Genomic DNA, 16,168 nt, shown 5'->3' on the forward strand with positions numbered 1-16,168 from the left:
GACCCATGGTCACCTCACTCGCCCCCGAGCGCTACGACCAGATCAGCGAGGCGCTGAAGGATGTCGTCGACCCCGAGCTCGGCGTCAACATCGTCGACCTCGGGCTGATCTACGACCTCAGCTGGGATGACGAGCACGACGCCCTCGTCATCCACATGACCCTGACCAGCGCCGGCTGCCCGCTCACCGACGTCATCGAGGAGCAGACCGCCGAGTCCCTCGACGGCGTCGTGGAGCGCTTCCGCATCAACTGGGTGTGGATGCCGCCGTGGGGTCCCGAGCGGATCACCGACGACGGCCGCGACATGATGCGCGCCCTCGGCTTCGCGATCTGACCCAGTCCGAACATCGCGAACGGCCCGTCCCCTCGGGGGCGGGCCGTTCGTCATGCACGGTGGTTCAGGCCGGGATCACCAGTCGTCCTCGTCGCCGCCGTCGGGCAGGGCGCCGGTCGTCACGATCGTGCCGTCGTCGAGTTCGGCGATCGGACGCCCCTCGAGCCAGGTGAGGGTCCAATGACGGCCCTCGCCCGAGGCGACGCGCGACTCCGCCGTGGCGATGAGCGGCCGCAGTTCCGCGGGCACGGACGCCGGCGGCTCCGCGCCGAACTCCCACCGCGTGCCGAGGCGCATCAGAGGTCCATCTCGAACGCGATGGCCGGATTGCGCCGGGCCACCTCGTCGGACACGCGGATCCCGTCCTGGTCGGCCGGGTCGGCCGTCCAGCTCACGCGGGTGGCGTGGAGCTCGCCGGCTCGCTCGCGCACCCGCGCGAGCAGCTGCCGGGCCACGCCGTTGCCGCGATGCGCGTCGTCGACATAGAGGTCGTCGACGACGAGACCGACGCTCGCGTCGATCGTGCGCGGTTCCGGGTGGTAGTGCACGAGTCCCACCGGCGCGCCCTCGTCGTCGACCGCCACGATGCCGCGGAGGGCGCTCCGCGGATCCTGGATCCAGCTCCACACGATGAGCGCCTTGGTGTCGTCGAGCGCCGCGCCGCGGGCCCGGCAGTACGCGTCGAACAACGGCAGCCACCCGAAGAAGTCGCCGTCTCGGACGTCGCGGATCGTCACGCTCATGCGCTGGCCTCCTCTGCCGGGATCTCGAGCACGACCTCGCGCACCTCGAGCGCTTCCGCCGTGTCGAAGCGGAGCTCGGCGATCCGGCCGACGGCGCGCAGGTCGCCCTCGGCGGACGCGAGCAGGGTCGCCGCCGGCTCCGGTGCCGCGATCACGGCCCGGGCGACGGGGGTCTTCTGCGACGCCTTGGCGTCGGTCTTCGCGCGCCGGATGCCCGTGAGCGCGAGGCTCGCGAGTTCGAGCAGCTCGACGCCGGCCTCACCACGCGCCGCGAGCTCGCCGACGGTCGGCCAGGCGGCGACGTGGACGGACCCCTCGTTCGACCAGCTCCACGCCTCCTCGGCGGCGAACGGGATGAAGGGGGCGAACAGGCGCAGGAGCACGCGCAGCGCGGTCTTGAGTGCCGCGACCGCGGAGGCCTGCTCCGGGCTCGGCTCGCCGTAGGCCCGCTCCTTGACCAGCTCGAGGTAGTCGTCGCAGAACGTCCAGAAGAACGTCTCGGTCACCTCGAGGGCGCGGGCGTGGTCGTAGGACTCGAGCGCGCGGGTCGCCTGCTCGACCACGCTCGCGAGGCCCGCGAGCATGCTGCGGTCGACGGGCACCGTCACCGCGGCATCCGCTGCGCCCTCGAAGCCGAGGATGAACTTCGCGGCGTTCAGCACCTTGATCGCGAGGCGTCGGCCGATCTTCACCTGGGTGGGATTCTGCGGGTCGAACGCCGCGTCGGTACCGAGGCGCGAGGATGCCGCCCAGTAGCGGACCGCGTCGGAACCGTGCTGCTCGAGCAGTCCCGCAGGGGTGACCACGTTGCCCTTCGACTTCGACATCTTCTTGCGGTCGGGGTCGACGATGAAGCCGGAGATCGCGGCGTTCGCCCACGGGGCGACGCCGTGCTCGAGCTCGGCGCGCAGCGCCGTCGAGAACAGCCACGTGCGGATGATGTCCTGCCCCTGCGGACGCAGCGAGTAGGGGAAGACGAGGTCGAACAGCTCCGGGTCGCGCTCCCAGCCGCCCGCGAGCTGCGGCGTCAGGGAGGAGGTGGCCCAGGTGTCCATGATGTCGTGCTCGCCGACGAAGCCGCCGGGCGCGCCCCGCTGCGACTCCTCGAAGCCGGGGGCGGGGGTCGACGACGGGTCGACGGGCAGCATCTCGCGGGTCGCCACGATCGGCTCGTCGTAGACGGGGTCGCCGTTGCCGTCGAGCGGGTACCAGACCGGGATCGGCACGCCGAAGAAGCGCTGGCGCGAGATGAGCCAGTCGCCGGCCAGGCCGCCGACCCAGTTCTCGTAGCGGACGCGCATGAAGTCGGGGTGCCAGTCGATCTCGCGACCGCGGTCGACGAGGCGCTGGCGGAGCGGTTCGTCGCGCGCGCCGTTGACGATGTACCACTGTCGCGTCGACACGATCTCGAGCGGGCGGTCGCCCTTCTCGTAGAACTTCACCGGGTGCGTGATCGCCTTGGGGTCGGCGAGCAGGTCACCCGATTCGCGCAGCAGCTCGACGACGGCCTGCTTGGCCGAGAAGGTCGTCTTGCCGGCGAGCTTCGCGTAGGCCTCGCGGCCCGCATCGGAGGCGATCGCGTCGGGCGCGTCGGCGATCACGCGGCCGTCGAAGCCGATGATGGCGCGGTTGGGCAGGCCCAGCTCACGCCACCAGACGACGTCGGTGACATCGCCGAAGGTGCAGATCATGGCGATGCCCGTGCCCTTGTCCTTCTGGGCGAGGTGGTGCGCCACGACGGGCACCTCGACGCCGAACACGGGCGTGGTGACGGTCGTGCCGAAGAGCGGCTGGTACCGCTCGTCGTCGGGGTGGGCGACGAGCGCGACGCACGCGGGGATCAGCTCGGGGCGGCTCGTCTCGATCTCGACGTGACCGCCACCGGGCTTGTGGAAGGCGACGCGGTGGTAGTGACCGGGCTGCTCCCGGTCCTCCAGCTCGGCCTGCGCGACGGCCGTGCGGAACGTGACGTCCCACAGCGTGGGGGCGAGCGCCTGGTACGCCTCGCCGCGCTCGACGTTGCGGATGAAGGCCAGCTGCGAGGTGAACAGCGCCTCGTCGGCGATGGTGCGGTAGGTCTGCGTCCAGTCGACGGAGAGCCCCAGGGTGCGCCACAGCGCCTCGAACTGCTGCTCGTCCTCCGCCGTGAGCCGCTCGCACAGCTCGATGAAGTTGCGGCGGCTGATCGGCACCTGGTCGGCGGGCTTGATCGTCTTGCCCTCGGTGCCCTCGAACGGCGGCGTGAAGTCGGCGTCGTAAGGGAGCGACGGGTCGCAGCGGACGCCGTAGTAGTTCTGGACGCGGCGCTCGGTCGGCAGTCCGTTGTCGTCCCAGCCCATCGGGTAGAAGACGCACTTGCCCCGCATGCGCTGGAAGCGGGCCATGACGTCGGTGTGGGTGTACGAGAAGACGTGGCCGATGTGCAGCGAGCCCGACGCGGTGGGCGGAGGGGTGTCGATCGAGTACATCGCCTCCCGCGTGGCGCCGGAGCGGTCGAACCGATACGTGCCGTCGGACTCCCAGACACCGCCCCACTTGGCTTCGAGGCCCTCGAGAGCGGGCTTGTCGGGGATGCGCGCGGTGTCGGTCATGATGCTCCGGTTCGGTATGTGCGGCACCGAGTCCGTGGGGGTGCCTGAATGTGCGACGCTCCAGCTTACCGGAGGGGTGCTGCGCGCTCGAAGCCGGGGGATCCTCAGGCGGTCAGGCGCGGGGCGTCCGCGACGAGCTGCGCCGTGTACGGATGCTGCGGGGAGCCGAAGACCTCGTCCGAGCTCCCGGTCTCGACGATGCGCCCCGAGCGCATGACGGCGACCCGGTCGCTCATGTGGCGGACCACTCCGAGGTCGTGCGAGATGAACAGGAGCGCGAGTCCGTCCCGGCGCTGCAGGTCGTCGAGCAGGTCGAGGATCTGCGCCTGGATCGTGACGTCCAGCGCCGAGACCGGCTCGTCGCAGATCAGCACGTCCGGTGCGGCGGCGAGGGCGCGGGCGATCGCGACGCGCTGCCGCTGGCCGCCCGAGAGGGTGAGCGGTCGGCGTGCGCCGACGGATGCCGCGAGGCCGACCTGGTCGAGCAGCTCCGCGACCCGCCGGTCCCGCTCGCGGCGTCCGGCTCGGGGCAGGACGGTGCCGATGGCGTCGTCGAGGATGCCGCGGACGCTCCAACGCGGGTCGAACGAGCTCAGCGCGTCCTGGTAGACGGCGCCGATGCGGCGGCGCGTCGGCCGGCGCTCGCGCTCGGGGAGGCTCGACCACGGCCGGCCGTCGAGGAGCACCTCGCCCGCATCCGGCGCGGTGAGGGCGAGGGCCAGGCGCGCCACGGTCGTCTTGCCCGATCCGGACTCGCCGACGAGCCCGAGAGTCTCTCCGCGGCGCACGTCGAGGGACACGTCGTCGACCGCGGCGAGGCGTCCGCCGGCCACGGGGAAGGTCTTCGTCACGCCGTCGAGGCGGAGCACGGGTCGCTCTCCGACCGCGGTCCGCGCGGGCGGCGCGGGGCGATCGCCGGTCCGGAACGCGTCGTCGGAGCCGCCATCGCCGGTGACCGGGGCGGACGACACGCTCAGGCGCTCGCCTCGGGCGCGGTCGGTGGGCACGGCGGCGATGAGCGCCCGCGTGTACGCGTGGCGGGGCGTGCGGAGCACCTGCTCGGCGGGACCCTCCTCGACGAGGCGGCCGCCCCGCATGACGAGGATGCGGTCGGCGAGGCCGCCGACGACGGCGAGGTCGTGGCTGATCAGGAGGATCCCCGTGCCGCGCGAGCGGATCTCGCCGAGCAGTGCGAGGATGCGCGCCTGCACGGTGACGTCGAGCGCCGTCGTCGGCTCGTCGGCGATGAGCAGCGGCGGGTCGAGGGCGAGCGCGGCGGCGATGAGCGCGCGCTGTCGCAGCCCGCCGGACAGTTCCCCGGAGCGGCGGTCGGCGGCCTCGGCGGGGTCGGGCATGCCCACCCGGTCGAGCAGGTCGACCACCCGCGTCCGCCGGTCCGCGGGCGGCATCCGTTCGTGGATGCGCAGCGCGTCGTCGATCTCGCGACCGATCGGCCGGAGCGGGTCGAGCGACACGAGCGCGTCCTGCAGGATCAGGCCGATGCTGCGGCCGCGGACGCTGCGCCATTCGCGCTCACCGGCTCGGGCGAGGTCGCGGCCGAGGACCTCGAGCCGTTCGGCCGTGGTGGTCGAGCCCGGACCGGCGAGACCCAGGAGCGATCGCGCCGTGACGCTCTTGCCGGAGCCGGACTCGCCGACGATGGCGACGCACTCGCCGGGCATGATCCGCAGCGACAGGCCGTGCACGACCTCGCGGCCGTCGAACGCGACGCGCAGCCCCTCGACGTCGAGGAGGGGGGCCGCGGTGGCGGCATCCGCTCGGGCGGTCATCGCACCTCCTGGTCGCGTCGGGTGAGCGCCCGGCCGAGGACCGTGGTCGCCACGGTCGTGCCGACGATCATGAGCCCGGGGAACACCGTCATCCACCACGCGGTGCCGAGGTAGGTGCGGCCCGCCGCGAGCATCGCGCCCCACTCGGCGGCCGGCGGCTGCGCTCCGAGGCCGAGGTAGCTGAGCGCCGACGCCCACACGATCGCCTGCCCGATGCCCAGCGTGGCGAGCACGAGGAGCGGCACGAGTGCGTTCGGCAGGATGTGCTGCACGAGGATGCGTCCGGGCGCGTGTCCGAGGACCCGCGCCGACTCGACGAAGGGCGCGCTGCGGATCGCGACGAGCTGCCCGCGGATGATGCGCGCGTACCCGGGCGCGGTCGAGAGCCCCACGGCGATCGTGGCCGTCACGGGCCCCGGTCCCGCGATGACGATGACGAGCAGCGCGAGGAGCAGCCCGGGGAACGCGAACAGCACCTCGACGAGCCGGCTGACGCCGAAGTCGACCGCCCGGCCGCCGAAGCTCGCGAGCACGCCGAGCACGGCGCCCAGCGCGAGCCCGATGAACGTCGCCGTGACGCCGATGAGGAGGGAGGTCCCGGTCCCGGCGACGACGCGGCTGTAGACGTCGCGGCCCGATTCATCGGTGCCGAACCAGTGCGCGAACGACGGCGCCTGGAATGCCTCGACTGCGGAGATCGCGTTCGGCGGATGCGTCTGCACCAGCCCCGGCGCGAACGCGGCGACGGCGAGGAAGGCCACGAAGGCGAACGCGAGCAGCGTCCCGATGCGGGGCATCCGCCGTGCGGGGCGCGCCGCCTCGTGCTCGGCCGCCGACACGACGGTCGTCTGCCGCAGTTCGAGCTCGCTCACCGGGCTCCCTCCTGCCGGAGGCGCGGGTCGGCGACGCGGGCGACGAGGTCGGTGACCACGGTCATGACCACGTAGACGAGCGCGACGAACAGCACCACGCCGACGACGACCGGGATGTCGCGGAGCGTGACCGCCTGCAGGAGCGTGCGGCCGAGCCCGGGCATCGCGAAGATCGTCTCGACGACGACGGCGCCCGAGAGCAGCCAGCCGAGCGCCCACCCCGACAGGCTGATGCCGGGCAGCGCGGCGTGGCGGATGGTGTGGCGGAGCCGGACCCCGGCGGTGCTCTCACCGCGGGCCCGCGCCGAGACGACGAACGGCTGCTCGAGCGCGTCGAGCAGGCTCTCGCGCATGACTTGGGCGAGGAAGCCCGCGAGTGGGACGGCGAGGGTCACGACCGGCAGCACGAGACCGGCGGGCGTGCCCGTCGCGACCGGCGGGAGCCAGCCCAGGCCTGAGCTGAAGACGGCGATGAGGACCCCGGCCAGCCAGAAGTGGGGGAGCGCTGCGGCGGTGAGCTCGACGCCCTCGCCGACGGCCGCCGCGATGCGACCACGCCCCGTCGACCAGAGCGCGAGACCGAGCGCGAGCACCCAGGCGAGTGCGAGCGAGAGCACCGCGAGCAGGAGCGTGCCGCCGACCTGCGCGGCGAGGAGGTCGGCGACGGGGACGCGGAGGGCGTAGGACGAGCCGAGGTCGCCGGTGAGCAGCCGGCCGAGCATCGCGAGGTACTGCACGACCAGCGGCTGGTCGAGGCCGTACTCCTCGCGCACGAGGTCGAGCGCCTCCTGGGACGCCTGCGATCCGGGACCGCCGAGGATCGCCTGGGCGGGATCCCCGGGGATCAGCCGGATGGCGAAGAAGGTGAGCGTGGCGACGGCCCACATGACGAAGACGGCGCCGCCGACGAGCACCGCCGCGTGACGGGCGGTGCTGCGGCGGCGCCGGATCGGCTCAGTCGGCGAGCCAGGCGTCATGGAAGCTCGGCGTGGACACCGTCGGCATGGCGCGAGCGCCGCGCACCGACGGGTCGAGCAGGAAGCTGTTCTGCTGGTCGTACAGCGGGAGGAGGTAGTACCCGCCGAGGATGCGCTGCTGCGCCTGCTCGTACAGGTCGGCGCGGGCGTCGGCGTCGCTCTCGGCGGCGGCCTCCGTCAGCAGTGCGTCGACCTCGGGGTCGTCCAGCTGGGCGAGGTTGGCGAAGTAGCCGCTCGGTGCGGGCGTGATGCTGTCGGAGTGGTACAGGATCCGCAGCACGTCGGGGCCGACCTTGGTGTACGGGGCGCTCACGATCTCGTACTCGTTCGCGAACAGGCGCCCGTACCAGCTGGACAGGTCGAGCAGGTCGATGACGACGTCGAAGCCGGCCTCCTTCGCGGTGGCCTGCACCTGCTCGAACAGCGACTGCTCGGCGGGGATCGACTGGTTGGTGCTCACCGGGAAGCGCAGCGTCAGGCGCTGCCCGTCCTTCAGGCGCGTGCCGTCGGCGTCGCGCTCGGTCCACCCGGCCTCGTCGAGCAGCTCGTTCGCGCGCTCGAGATCGGGCTCGAACCGCGACGCGTCGGAGTACGCGAGCGCCTCGACCGAGGACAGGGCCGAGTACGACCGCTCGGCGGTGCCGAAGAACAGCGCGTCGATGCCCTCGTCGACCTGGACGGCGCGGATGAACGCCTCGCGCACGCGCTCGTCGTCGAAGGGCGCCTGCCCCGAGTTCAGCTCGATGCGGTTCGAGGCGCCCGGACGCGGCGCGTCGAGCCACGTGAGGTTCCCGGACTCCTCGGCGGCGGCGATGGTGTCGGGCTGCGGGTTGTCGATCACGTCGACCTGGCCGCCCTGCAGCGCGGCGTACCGGGATGCGGCATCCGGCACGAAGCGCCACTCGATCGCCTCGAGGTAGGCGGGACCCTCGTGCCCGGCGTCGGCGGGCGGCGAGGAGTACTCGTCGTTGCGCACCAGCATCACGCGGTCCTGCTTCACCCACTCGTCGACGACGAACGGCCCGGTGCCGATCGGCGCCTCGCAGTTCTCCTCCATGCCGCGGGCGATGCCGGCGGGGGACTGGATGGCGGTCCACGGCTGGCTCAGCGACTCGAGCAGTGCACTGTCGGGCGTGGTGAGGACGAAACGCGCCGTGAGGTCGTCGACGACCTCGACACGCTCGACCTTGCCCATCGCGAGGTAGCCGGTGGACGACTGCGTCGCCGGATCCTGCAGGTGCTCGACGTTGACCTTCACGGCCTCGGCGTCCAGCGGCGTGCCGTCGGTGAACGTCACCCCGTCGCGCAGCGTGAACTCCCACGCGAGGCCGTCCTCCGACGCCTCCCACGACTCGGCGAGCCACGGGATGATCTCGCCGGAGTCGTCGCGGGAGACGAGCGACTCGAGGAACTGCCCCGCGATGAGCGCCTGCGGGTAGTTGCCGCCGACGTGCGGGTCCAGGCAGGTCGGCTCCGCGTCGCCGCTCGCGTAGACGAGCGTGCCGCCCTCCACGGGCTCGTCGGAGGCCTGCGGCTCGTCGGCCTGGCAACCGGCGAGCGCGAGGGCCGACACCAGGCCGGCGGCGATCAGGGCGGAACGGCCGAGGGGCCGTCGGTTCACGGGTGCAGCGCGCATCGAAGTCCTTGCGACAGGGGGAGGGGTGGGCCGCACGTCGTCGGGGCCGGAATCATCCTGACACCGGCGACGACCGCTCACAAGCGACTTGTGCGCCTATGAATAGAACAATACGCTTCACGGTGTGCTGATCCGCGTCGACCCCGGCGACCCGCTGCCGCTCCACGAGCAGCTCGCGCGCGGCATCCGCGCCTCGATCATCGACGGTCGGCTCGCCGGCGGCGAGCGCCTGCCGGCGGCCCGCGTCCTCGCGGCATCCGTCGGCGTGAACATGCACACCGTCCTGCACGCCTACCGCCGACTCCGTGACGAGGGGCTCATCGAACTCCACCGCGGGCGGGGCGCCGTCGTCCTCGTCCGCCTCGGCGGGCACGGCGCGCTCGCGGGCGCCATCCACGACCTCGTCGACGAGGCCAAGGCGCGCGACATCGGCGAGCCCGCCCTGCTCGCGCTGATCAGCGAGGCGTATCGCTGGGCCCCAGGGGCGCCGCCCACCGGCGTGCGCCGCCCCCCGACGACCCGGTAGTCTGGAGGGACCGACATCGATCCGGCCATCACCGGGGAGTCTTCGGAAGAACCGCCCGCAGCACGACCGCGGGCCAAGTAGAACCGAACGGGGCAGGCCCGTCACAGCCGCAGCACGAGAGGTCCGGCGCTCCGCCGCCGGGCAAGCGGGGTGGTACCGCGCAGGCGTCCGAACGGGCGCCGGCGTCCTCGCGGTAGGTGATCCGTCCCGCAAGGAGCGCGCGTGTACCCCCGCAACGACGACCAGCCCGTGGCCCCGTCGCCCGACTTCCCCGCCATCGAGCGCGACGTCCTCGCGCACTGGAAGGCCGACGGCACGTTCCAGGCGTCCATCGACCAGCGCGACGGCGCCGAGGAGTGGGTCTTCTACGACGGCCCGCCCTTCGCCAACGGCCTGCCGCATTACGGGCACCTGCTCACCGGCTACGCCAAGGACCTCTTCCCGCGCTTCCAGACCATGCGCGGCAAGCAGGTGCACCGCCGCTTCGGCTGGGACACCCACGGCCTTCCCGCCGAACTCGAGGCGGAGCGGCAGCTCGGCATCACCGACAAGGCCGAGATCGAGCGCATGGGCATCGCCGCGTTCAACCAGGCCGCGCGCGACGCCGTCCTCCGCTACACGAAGGAGTGGGAGGAGTACGTCACCCGCCAGGCGCGCTGGGTCGACTTCGAGCACGACTACAAGACGCTCGACGTCACCTTCATGGAGTCGGTGATCTGGGCCTTCAAGCAGCTCCACGAGAAGGGCCTCGCGTACGAGGGCCACCGCGTGCTGCCGTACTGCTGGCGCGACCAGACGCCGCTGTCGAACCACGAGCTGCGCATGGACGACGACGTCTACAAGAACGTCCAGGACCAGACCGTCACCGTCACCTTCCCCCTCACGGGCGCGAAGGCGGAGTCGCTCGGCCTCACCGCGGTGCGCGCCCTCGCCTGGACCACCACGCCCTGGACGCTCCCGACCAACTTCGCACTCGCCGTCGGACCCGACATCGAGTACGCGGTCGTGCCAGCGGGGCCGAACGGCACCCCGGACGCCACGGTCCTCCGCGAGCGCGCCGGCGGCGCGGCATCCGACACCGAGGTGCTCGGCGCCGAGTACCTCATCGCGATCGACCTCGTCGGCAACTACGCGAAGGAACTCGGCTACGAGTCGGCCGACGACGCCCGCGCCGCGGTCTCGCGGACGGTCCGCGGGGCGGAGCTCGAGGGCATCACGTACGACCGCCTCTTCGACTACTACGCCGACGTCGAGCGCTGGGGCCTCGAGAACGCGTGGACCATCCTCGTCGCCGACTACGTCACGACCGAGGACGGCACGGGCATCGTGCATCAGGCCCCCGCCTACGGCGAGGAGGACCAGAAGGCGTGCGAGGCCGCGGGCATCCCGGTCGTGCTCTCGCTCGACGACGGCGGCAAGTTCCTCCCCGAGGTGACGGATGTCGCGGGGCTCCTCTGGAGCGACGCGAACAAGCCGCTCACGCAGCTGCTGAAGGCCGAGGGGCGCCTGCTCCGCCAGGCCAGCTACGAGCACTCGTACCCGCACTGCTGGCGGTGCCGCAACCCGCTCATCTACCGGGCGGTGTCGAGCTGGTTCGTGCGCGTGCCGGAGTTCCGCGACCGCATGGAGGAGCTCAACCAGGAGGTGAACTGGGTCCCGGCGAACGTCAAGGACGGCCAGTTCGGCAAGTGGCTCTCGGGTGCGCGCGACTGGTCGATCAGCCGCAACCGCTACTGGGGCTCGCCGATCCCGGTCTGGAAGAGCGACGACCCCGCCCACCCGCGCATCGACGTGTACGGCTCGCTCGAGGAGCTCGAGCGCGACTTCGGCCGCCTGCCGCTGAACCAGCACGGCGAGCCCGACCTGCACCGCCCGTACATCGACGAGCTGACCCGGCCGAACCCCGACGACCCGACCGGCCAGTCGACCATGCGCCGCATCCCCGACGTGCTCGACGTCTGGTTCGACTCCGGGTCGATGCCCTTCGCGCAGGTGCACTACCCGTTCGAGAACCGCGAGTGGTTCGACACCCACAACCCGGCCGACTTCATCGTCGAGTACATCGGGCAGACGCGCGGCTGGTTCTACACCCTCCACGTGCTCTCGACCGCGCTGTTCGACCGGCCGGCGTTCGAGAACGTCGTGAGCCACGGCATCGTCCTCGGCAACGACGGGCAGAAGATGTCGAAGTCGCTGCGCAACTACCCGGACGTCAACGAGGTGTTCGACCGCGACGGCTCCGACGCGATGCGCTGGTTCCTCATGTCGAGCTCGGTGCTGCGCGGCGGCAACCTGATCGTGACCGAGGAGGGCATCCGCGAGGGCGTCCGCCAGCTCATGCTGCCGCTGTGGAGCACCTGGTACTTCTTCTCGCTCTACGCCAACACCGCGCGCGAGGGCGGATACGAGGCATCCCGCCGCACCGACTCGACCGACGTGCTCGACCGGTACCTGCTCGCCAAGCTCCGCGACCTCGTCGACGCCGTCACCGTCGACCTCGAGGACTTCGATTCGCCGCTCGCGGCGCAGAAGCTGCGCGACTTCGGCGACGTGCTCACGAACTGGTACGTGCGCCGCTCGCGCGACCGCTTCTGGGGCGGCGTCGCCGAGGACGGCACCGGCAGCGAGGCCTTCGACACCCTGTACACCGTGCTCGAGACGCTGACGCGCCTGGCCGCGCCGCTGCTGCCGCTCGTGACCGAGCAGGTGTGGCGCGGGCTCACCGGCGGACGGAGCGTGCACCTGACCGACTGGCCCGTGGCCGACGAGTTCCCCGCCGACCCCGAGCTCGTCGCCGCCATGGACGGCGTGCGCGAGGTCACGGGCGCTGTGCTCGCACTGCGCAAGCAGGCCGGCCGGCGCGTGCGGCTGCCGCTCGCGGCGCTCACTGTCGTGACGACGGATGCCGCGGCGCTCGCGCCGTTCGAGGGCATCCTCCGCGACGAGCTCAACGTCAAGCGCGTCGACCTCGTCGAGCTCGACGAGTCGAGCGCCGCCACGTACGGCGTCACGAAGCGACTGACCGTCAACGCCCGCGCGGCCGGACCCCGGCTCGGCAAGCAGGTGCAGCAGGCGATCCAGGCCGCCCGGTCGGGCGACTGGACCCTCGACGGCGACGCGGTCGTCGCGGGCGGCATCCCGCTGGAGGCGGGGGAGTACGACCTGGTGCTCGAGGCCGGCGCGGCGGGCGACGGCCAGGCGCTGGGCCTCCTCGCCGACGGCGGCTTCGCCATCCTCGACACGGTGACGACGCCCGAGCTCGAGGCGGAGGGCCTCGCGCGCGACGTGGTCCGCGCCGTGCAGGACGCCCGCAAGGCGGCCGGCCTCGAGGTCGGCGACCGGATCCGGCTCTCGCTCACGCTCGACGCAGCGGGCGTCGCCGCCGCCGAGGCGCATCGCGACCTCATCGGCCGCGAGACGCTCGCTCCGGAGGTCGTGATCGCCGAGGGGTCGCCGAACGGCGACGAGGCGCGTTCGGTCGGCGACGGCTCGAAGCTCGCGGTGCGGGTCGAGAAGCTCGCGGAGGTGACCGCCCGATGAGCACCGTGACGCCCGAGTCCACGCCCGAGGAGCGCGACGCCGCCGACGCCGTGTACGCCGCGCTGCTCGCGCGCGTCGGCGAGGCCCAGCCGCAGCCGCGGCTCGATGCCACGCGTCGAGCCGTCGAACTGCTCGGCGACCCGCACCGCGCTGCGCCCGTGATCCACCTGACCGGGACCAACGGCAAGACCTCGACGAGCCGGATGATCGAGAGCATCCTGCGCGCGCAGGGCCTTCGAACGGGACTCATGACGAGCCCGCACCTCGTGCGGTTCACCGAGCGCATCCGCATCGACGGCGAGCCGATCGCCGATGAGGCGGTCGCCCGCATCTGGGAGGAGATCCTCCCGGTGCTCGGCCTCGTCGACGCGGAGCTCGAGGGTCGCGGGGAGGTGCCGCTGACGTACTTCGAGGCGCTCACCGTGCTCGCCTTCGCCGCCTTCGCCGACGCGCCCGTCGACGTGGTGGTGCTCGAGGTCGGCATGGGCGGCGAGTGGGACTCCACCAACGTCGCCGACGGCCAGGTGGCCGTCATCACGCCCATCGCCATCGACCACGCCGAGCGCCTCGGCCGGACGATCGCGGAGATCGCCCGCACCAAGTCCGGCATCATCAAGCCGGGCGCGGCCGTCGTGACGGCCTTCCAGGCGCCCGAGGCGCTCGAGGTGCTGCACGAGGTCGCCGACGCGCGCGAGGCGAGCGTCGCGGTCGAGGGCGGCGCGTTCGCCGTGCTCGACTCGCGCGTGGCCGTGGGCGGCCAGCTCGTCTCGGTGCGCGGCCTCGCGGGCGAGTACCGAGACCTCGCGCTCCCGCTCTACGGGCGCCACCAGTCGGAGAACGCGGCCCTGGCCATCGCGGCCGTCGAGTCGTTCCTCGGCGGAACCGTCCGACTGGCCGACGACGTGCTCGAGGCTGGGCTCGGCGCGGCGACCTCGCCGGGCCGCCTGCACCCGGTCTCGGTCGACCCGACCGTCCTCGTCGACGCGGCGCACAACCCGCACGGCGCCGCCGCCCTCATCGAGGCGCTCGGCGAGTACTTCGACTTCGACGAGCTCGTCATCGTCCTCGGCGTGCTGGGCGACAAGGATGCCACGGGGATCGTCCGGGCGCTCGAGCCGACCGGGGCGCGCTTCCTCGCCACGCAGTCCGAGTCCGACCGGGCCATCCCGGCCGGCGAGCTCGCGGCATCCGTGGCAGCGGTGGTCGGCCCCGACCGCGTCGACGTGGTCGAGCGCCTCGACGACGCGCTCGACGACGCCCGCGACTGGGCGGCGCGCGGCGAGAAGCGCGGCGTCCTCGTCACCGGGTCGATCACCCTCGTCGGCGACGCCATCGCGATCGCCGACGACCGCGGCTGGAGCGACCGGTGACCACGGCCGAGCCCGCCGCTCCGATCCCGGGCGGCCCGCGGTCGGTGCGCCGCACCCTCGCGAGCATCGTGCTCGCGTTCGAGGTCGTCGTCGTGTTCCTCGCCGCGCTCGTGATCTGGGGGCTGTCGCGCGAGGAGGGCGGCATCCTGGGCCTGCCCGAGTGGGCACCGCTCGCCGGTGGCGGCGTGGTGATCATGGGGCTCCTGCTCACCCTCGGCCTGCTCCGCCACGAGTGGGCCTACGGCCTCGGCTGGGCGCTGCAGGCCGTCATCTTCGCGTCGGGTCTGCTCAACCCGGCGATGTTCGTCGTGGGTGCCCTGTTCGGCGGCATGTGGGCGTACTGCATGATCGTCGGCGGGCGCATCGACCGTGATCGGGCGGCGTCCGCCGCCCCAGGAAGGGAACCCCAATGACCACCGCCATCGAAGAGACCCTCGTGCTCGTGAAGCCCGACGGGGTCGCGCGCAACCTCACCGGCGAGATCCTCCGCCGCATCGAGGCGAAGGGCTACTCGCTCGTCGACATCCGCATGGTGCAGCCCGACCGCGAACTGCTCGCGAAGCACTACGCCGAGCACGAGGGCAAGCCCTTCTACGAGCCGCTCGTGGAGTTCATGGAGTCCGGTCCGGTCGTCGCGATGCGCGTCGCCGGCAACAGGGTCATCGAGGGCTTCCGCGTCCTCGCCGGCACCACCGACCCGACGACCGCCGCGCCCGGTACCATCCGCGGCGACTTCGGCCGCGACTGGGGTCTCAAGGTGCAGCAGAACCTCGTGCACGGCTCCGACTCGGTGGAGTCGGCCGAGCGCGAGCTCGCGCTCTGGTTCGACTGAGCCGTCCGCTCGACCGCGCGGCGGCGGTGTCCGGCGACGGATGCCGCCGCCGTACCGCGTGCGCCGATCAGAACAGGTTCTGCAGGTCGATGATCACGCGCGGGATGGCGTTCATCTGCGCCTGCGCGAGCAGGATGACCACGGCGTAGCAGGCGATCGTGATGACGACCACCCATCCCATGAGCGTGTCCGCGACGCGCCGTACGGCGGGCGAGGCCGGGATCGCCCCCTCGCGGAGGTTCCGGAGCGTGACGACCAGGAAGACGGGGATCGTGACCGCCCACGTGAGCATGCACCACGGGCAGAGCACGTCGAGCACGTAGATGCTCTGCGCGATGAGCCAGATCACGAAGGCCAGCGCACCCGTGACGCCCACGTTCAGCCCGATCCAGTACCAGCGCGCGAAGCGGGCACCGGCGAGCAGGGCCACCCCGGTCGTGATGACCACCGGCCAGGCCATGAGCCCGATCAGCGGATTGGGGAACCCGAACAGCGCGCCCTGGTCCGACCCGAGGTTCACGCTGCACCCGACGAGGACGCCCACGTTGCACGCCGGCACGTAGTCGGGATCGGACAGCGTGAGGATCTTCTCGAGCGTCAGCTCGAACGCCGCGAGCAGGCCCAGCGCCCCCGCGACGACGAGGAACACGGCGAGCGCGACCGGCCGTGCCGGGCGGGGGGAGTCGGGCATGCCCGGTATTCTGGCACGCCGATTCCGCGCAGCGCTGGGAGACCGTGCGATAATCGTTGCAGTCGCCCGAGCCGCGCTCGGTGCGACGCCAACGAGGGCTTTGAGGATGCACCGCATCCGCATCCGCGGACGAACCGCGAGATTTGGCGTCACCGGCACCCGTCGGGCGCAGCAGAGAAGGATTGGCGGTCCGGCGCACGGCGCGGGACCGCTCCGAGGAGTACGGGGTGAGGTGGCGCGGCCACCGCTCCCGGCGTAGGAGTGC

General features: G+C 72.3%; 14 protein-coding genes. 6 read left to right on the forward strand and 8 right to left on the reverse strand.

Annotated features, from left to right (window positions below):
* Positions 1–5 precede the first annotated feature (5 nt).
* Complete coding sequence (locus tag RH861_RS09220; RefSeq protein ID WP_067947374.1) at positions 6–335, forward strand: metal-sulfur cluster assembly factor; 330 nt, start codon at positions 6–8, stop codon at positions 333–335.
* Between the two features lie 75 nt (positions 336–410).
* On the opposite strand, the gene RH861_RS09225 is transcribed toward RH861_RS09220, so the two are convergent.
* From RH861_RS09225 to RH861_RS09255, 7 genes are all read right to left on the reverse strand, one after another.
* Entirely contained in the window at positions 411–632 is a 222-nt protein-coding gene (locus RH861_RS09225) for a hypothetical protein (protein WP_310520730.1), read from the reverse strand.
* Entirely contained in the window at positions 632–1,078 is a 447-nt protein-coding gene (locus RH861_RS09230) for a GNAT family N-acetyltransferase (RefSeq protein ID WP_067947378.1), read from the reverse strand. Before RH861_RS09230 ends, RH861_RS09225 begins: the two co-directional genes overlap by 1 nt.
* On the reverse strand, positions 1,075–3,669 hold the full coding sequence (gene valS / locus RH861_RS09235; protein ID WP_310520731.1) for a valine--tRNA ligase: 2,595 nt from the start codon (positions 3,667–3,669) through the stop codon (positions 1,075–1,077). The genes RH861_RS09230 and valS overlap by 4 nt, the downstream gene beginning before the upstream one ends.
* Before the next feature lie 104 nt (positions 3,670–3,773).
* Positions 3,774–5,459 carry a dipeptide ABC transporter ATP-binding protein gene (locus RH861_RS09240; protein ID WP_310520732.1) on the reverse strand — a complete coding sequence of 562 codons (1,686 nt, stop codon included), beginning with the start codon at positions 5,457–5,459 and terminating at the stop codon, positions 3,774–3,776.
* Positions 5,456–6,331, reverse strand: a complete 876-nt coding sequence (locus RH861_RS09245) for an ABC transporter permease (protein WP_310520733.1) — start codon at positions 6,329–6,331, stop codon at positions 5,456–5,458. Before RH861_RS09245 ends, RH861_RS09240 begins: the two co-directional genes overlap by 4 nt.
* Complete coding sequence (locus RH861_RS09250; RefSeq protein ID WP_310520734.1) at positions 6,328–7,308, reverse strand: ABC transporter permease; 981 nt, start codon at positions 7,306–7,308, stop codon at positions 6,328–6,330. The genes RH861_RS09245 and RH861_RS09250 overlap by 4 nt, the downstream gene beginning before the upstream one ends.
* Positions 7,286–8,944 (reverse strand): ABC transporter substrate-binding protein, encoded by a 1,659-nt coding sequence (locus tag RH861_RS09255; RefSeq protein WP_310520735.1) that lies wholly within the window; start codon positions 8,942–8,944, stop codon positions 7,286–7,288. The genes RH861_RS09250 and RH861_RS09255 overlap by 23 nt, the downstream gene beginning before the upstream one ends.
* Positions 8,945–9,068: 124 nt before the next feature.
* On the opposite strand from RH861_RS09255, the gene RH861_RS09260 reads away from it, so the two are divergent.
* The 5 genes from RH861_RS09260 (at position 9,069) to ndk (ending at position 15,212) form a co-directional block, all read left to right on the forward strand.
* Positions 9,069–9,470: a GntR family transcriptional regulator gene (locus RH861_RS09260; RefSeq protein ID WP_310520736.1), complete on the forward strand. Its 402-nt coding sequence runs from the start codon at positions 9,069–9,071 to the stop codon at positions 9,468–9,470.
* Positions 9,471–9,692: 222 nt separating this feature from the next.
* Positions 9,693–13,010, forward strand: coding sequence for an isoleucine--tRNA ligase (ileS, locus tag RH861_RS09265; RefSeq protein WP_310520737.1), 3,318 nt, complete (start codon positions 9,693–9,695; stop codon positions 13,008–13,010).
* Entirely contained in the window at positions 13,007–14,380 is a 1,374-nt protein-coding gene (locus RH861_RS09270; RefSeq protein WP_310520738.1) for a bifunctional folylpolyglutamate synthase/dihydrofolate synthase, read from the forward strand. The genes ileS and RH861_RS09270 overlap by 4 nt, the downstream gene beginning before the upstream one ends.
* Positions 14,377–14,793, forward strand: coding sequence for a DUF4233 domain-containing protein (locus RH861_RS09275; RefSeq protein WP_310520739.1), 417 nt, complete (start codon positions 14,377–14,379; stop codon positions 14,791–14,793). The genes RH861_RS09270 and RH861_RS09275 overlap by 4 nt, the downstream gene beginning before the upstream one ends.
* Complete coding sequence (gene ndk, locus RH861_RS09280; protein WP_067947397.1) at positions 14,790–15,212, forward strand: nucleoside-diphosphate kinase; 423 nt, start codon at positions 14,790–14,792, stop codon at positions 15,210–15,212. The genes RH861_RS09275 and ndk overlap by 4 nt, the downstream gene beginning before the upstream one ends.
* A gap of 67 nt (positions 15,213–15,279) precedes the next feature.
* Here the strand turns inward: ndk and RH861_RS09285 are convergent, their stop codons facing one another.
* Positions 15,280–15,903, reverse strand: coding sequence for a vitamin K epoxide reductase family protein (locus RH861_RS09285; protein WP_310520740.1), 624 nt, complete (start codon positions 15,901–15,903; stop codon positions 15,280–15,282).
* Positions 15,904–16,168: the final 265 nt, after the last annotated feature.

The organism is Agromyces indicus (genome assembly GCF_031432295.1).
GTDB lineage: Bacteria > Actinomycetota > Actinomycetes > Actinomycetales > Microbacteriaceae > Agromyces > Agromyces indicus.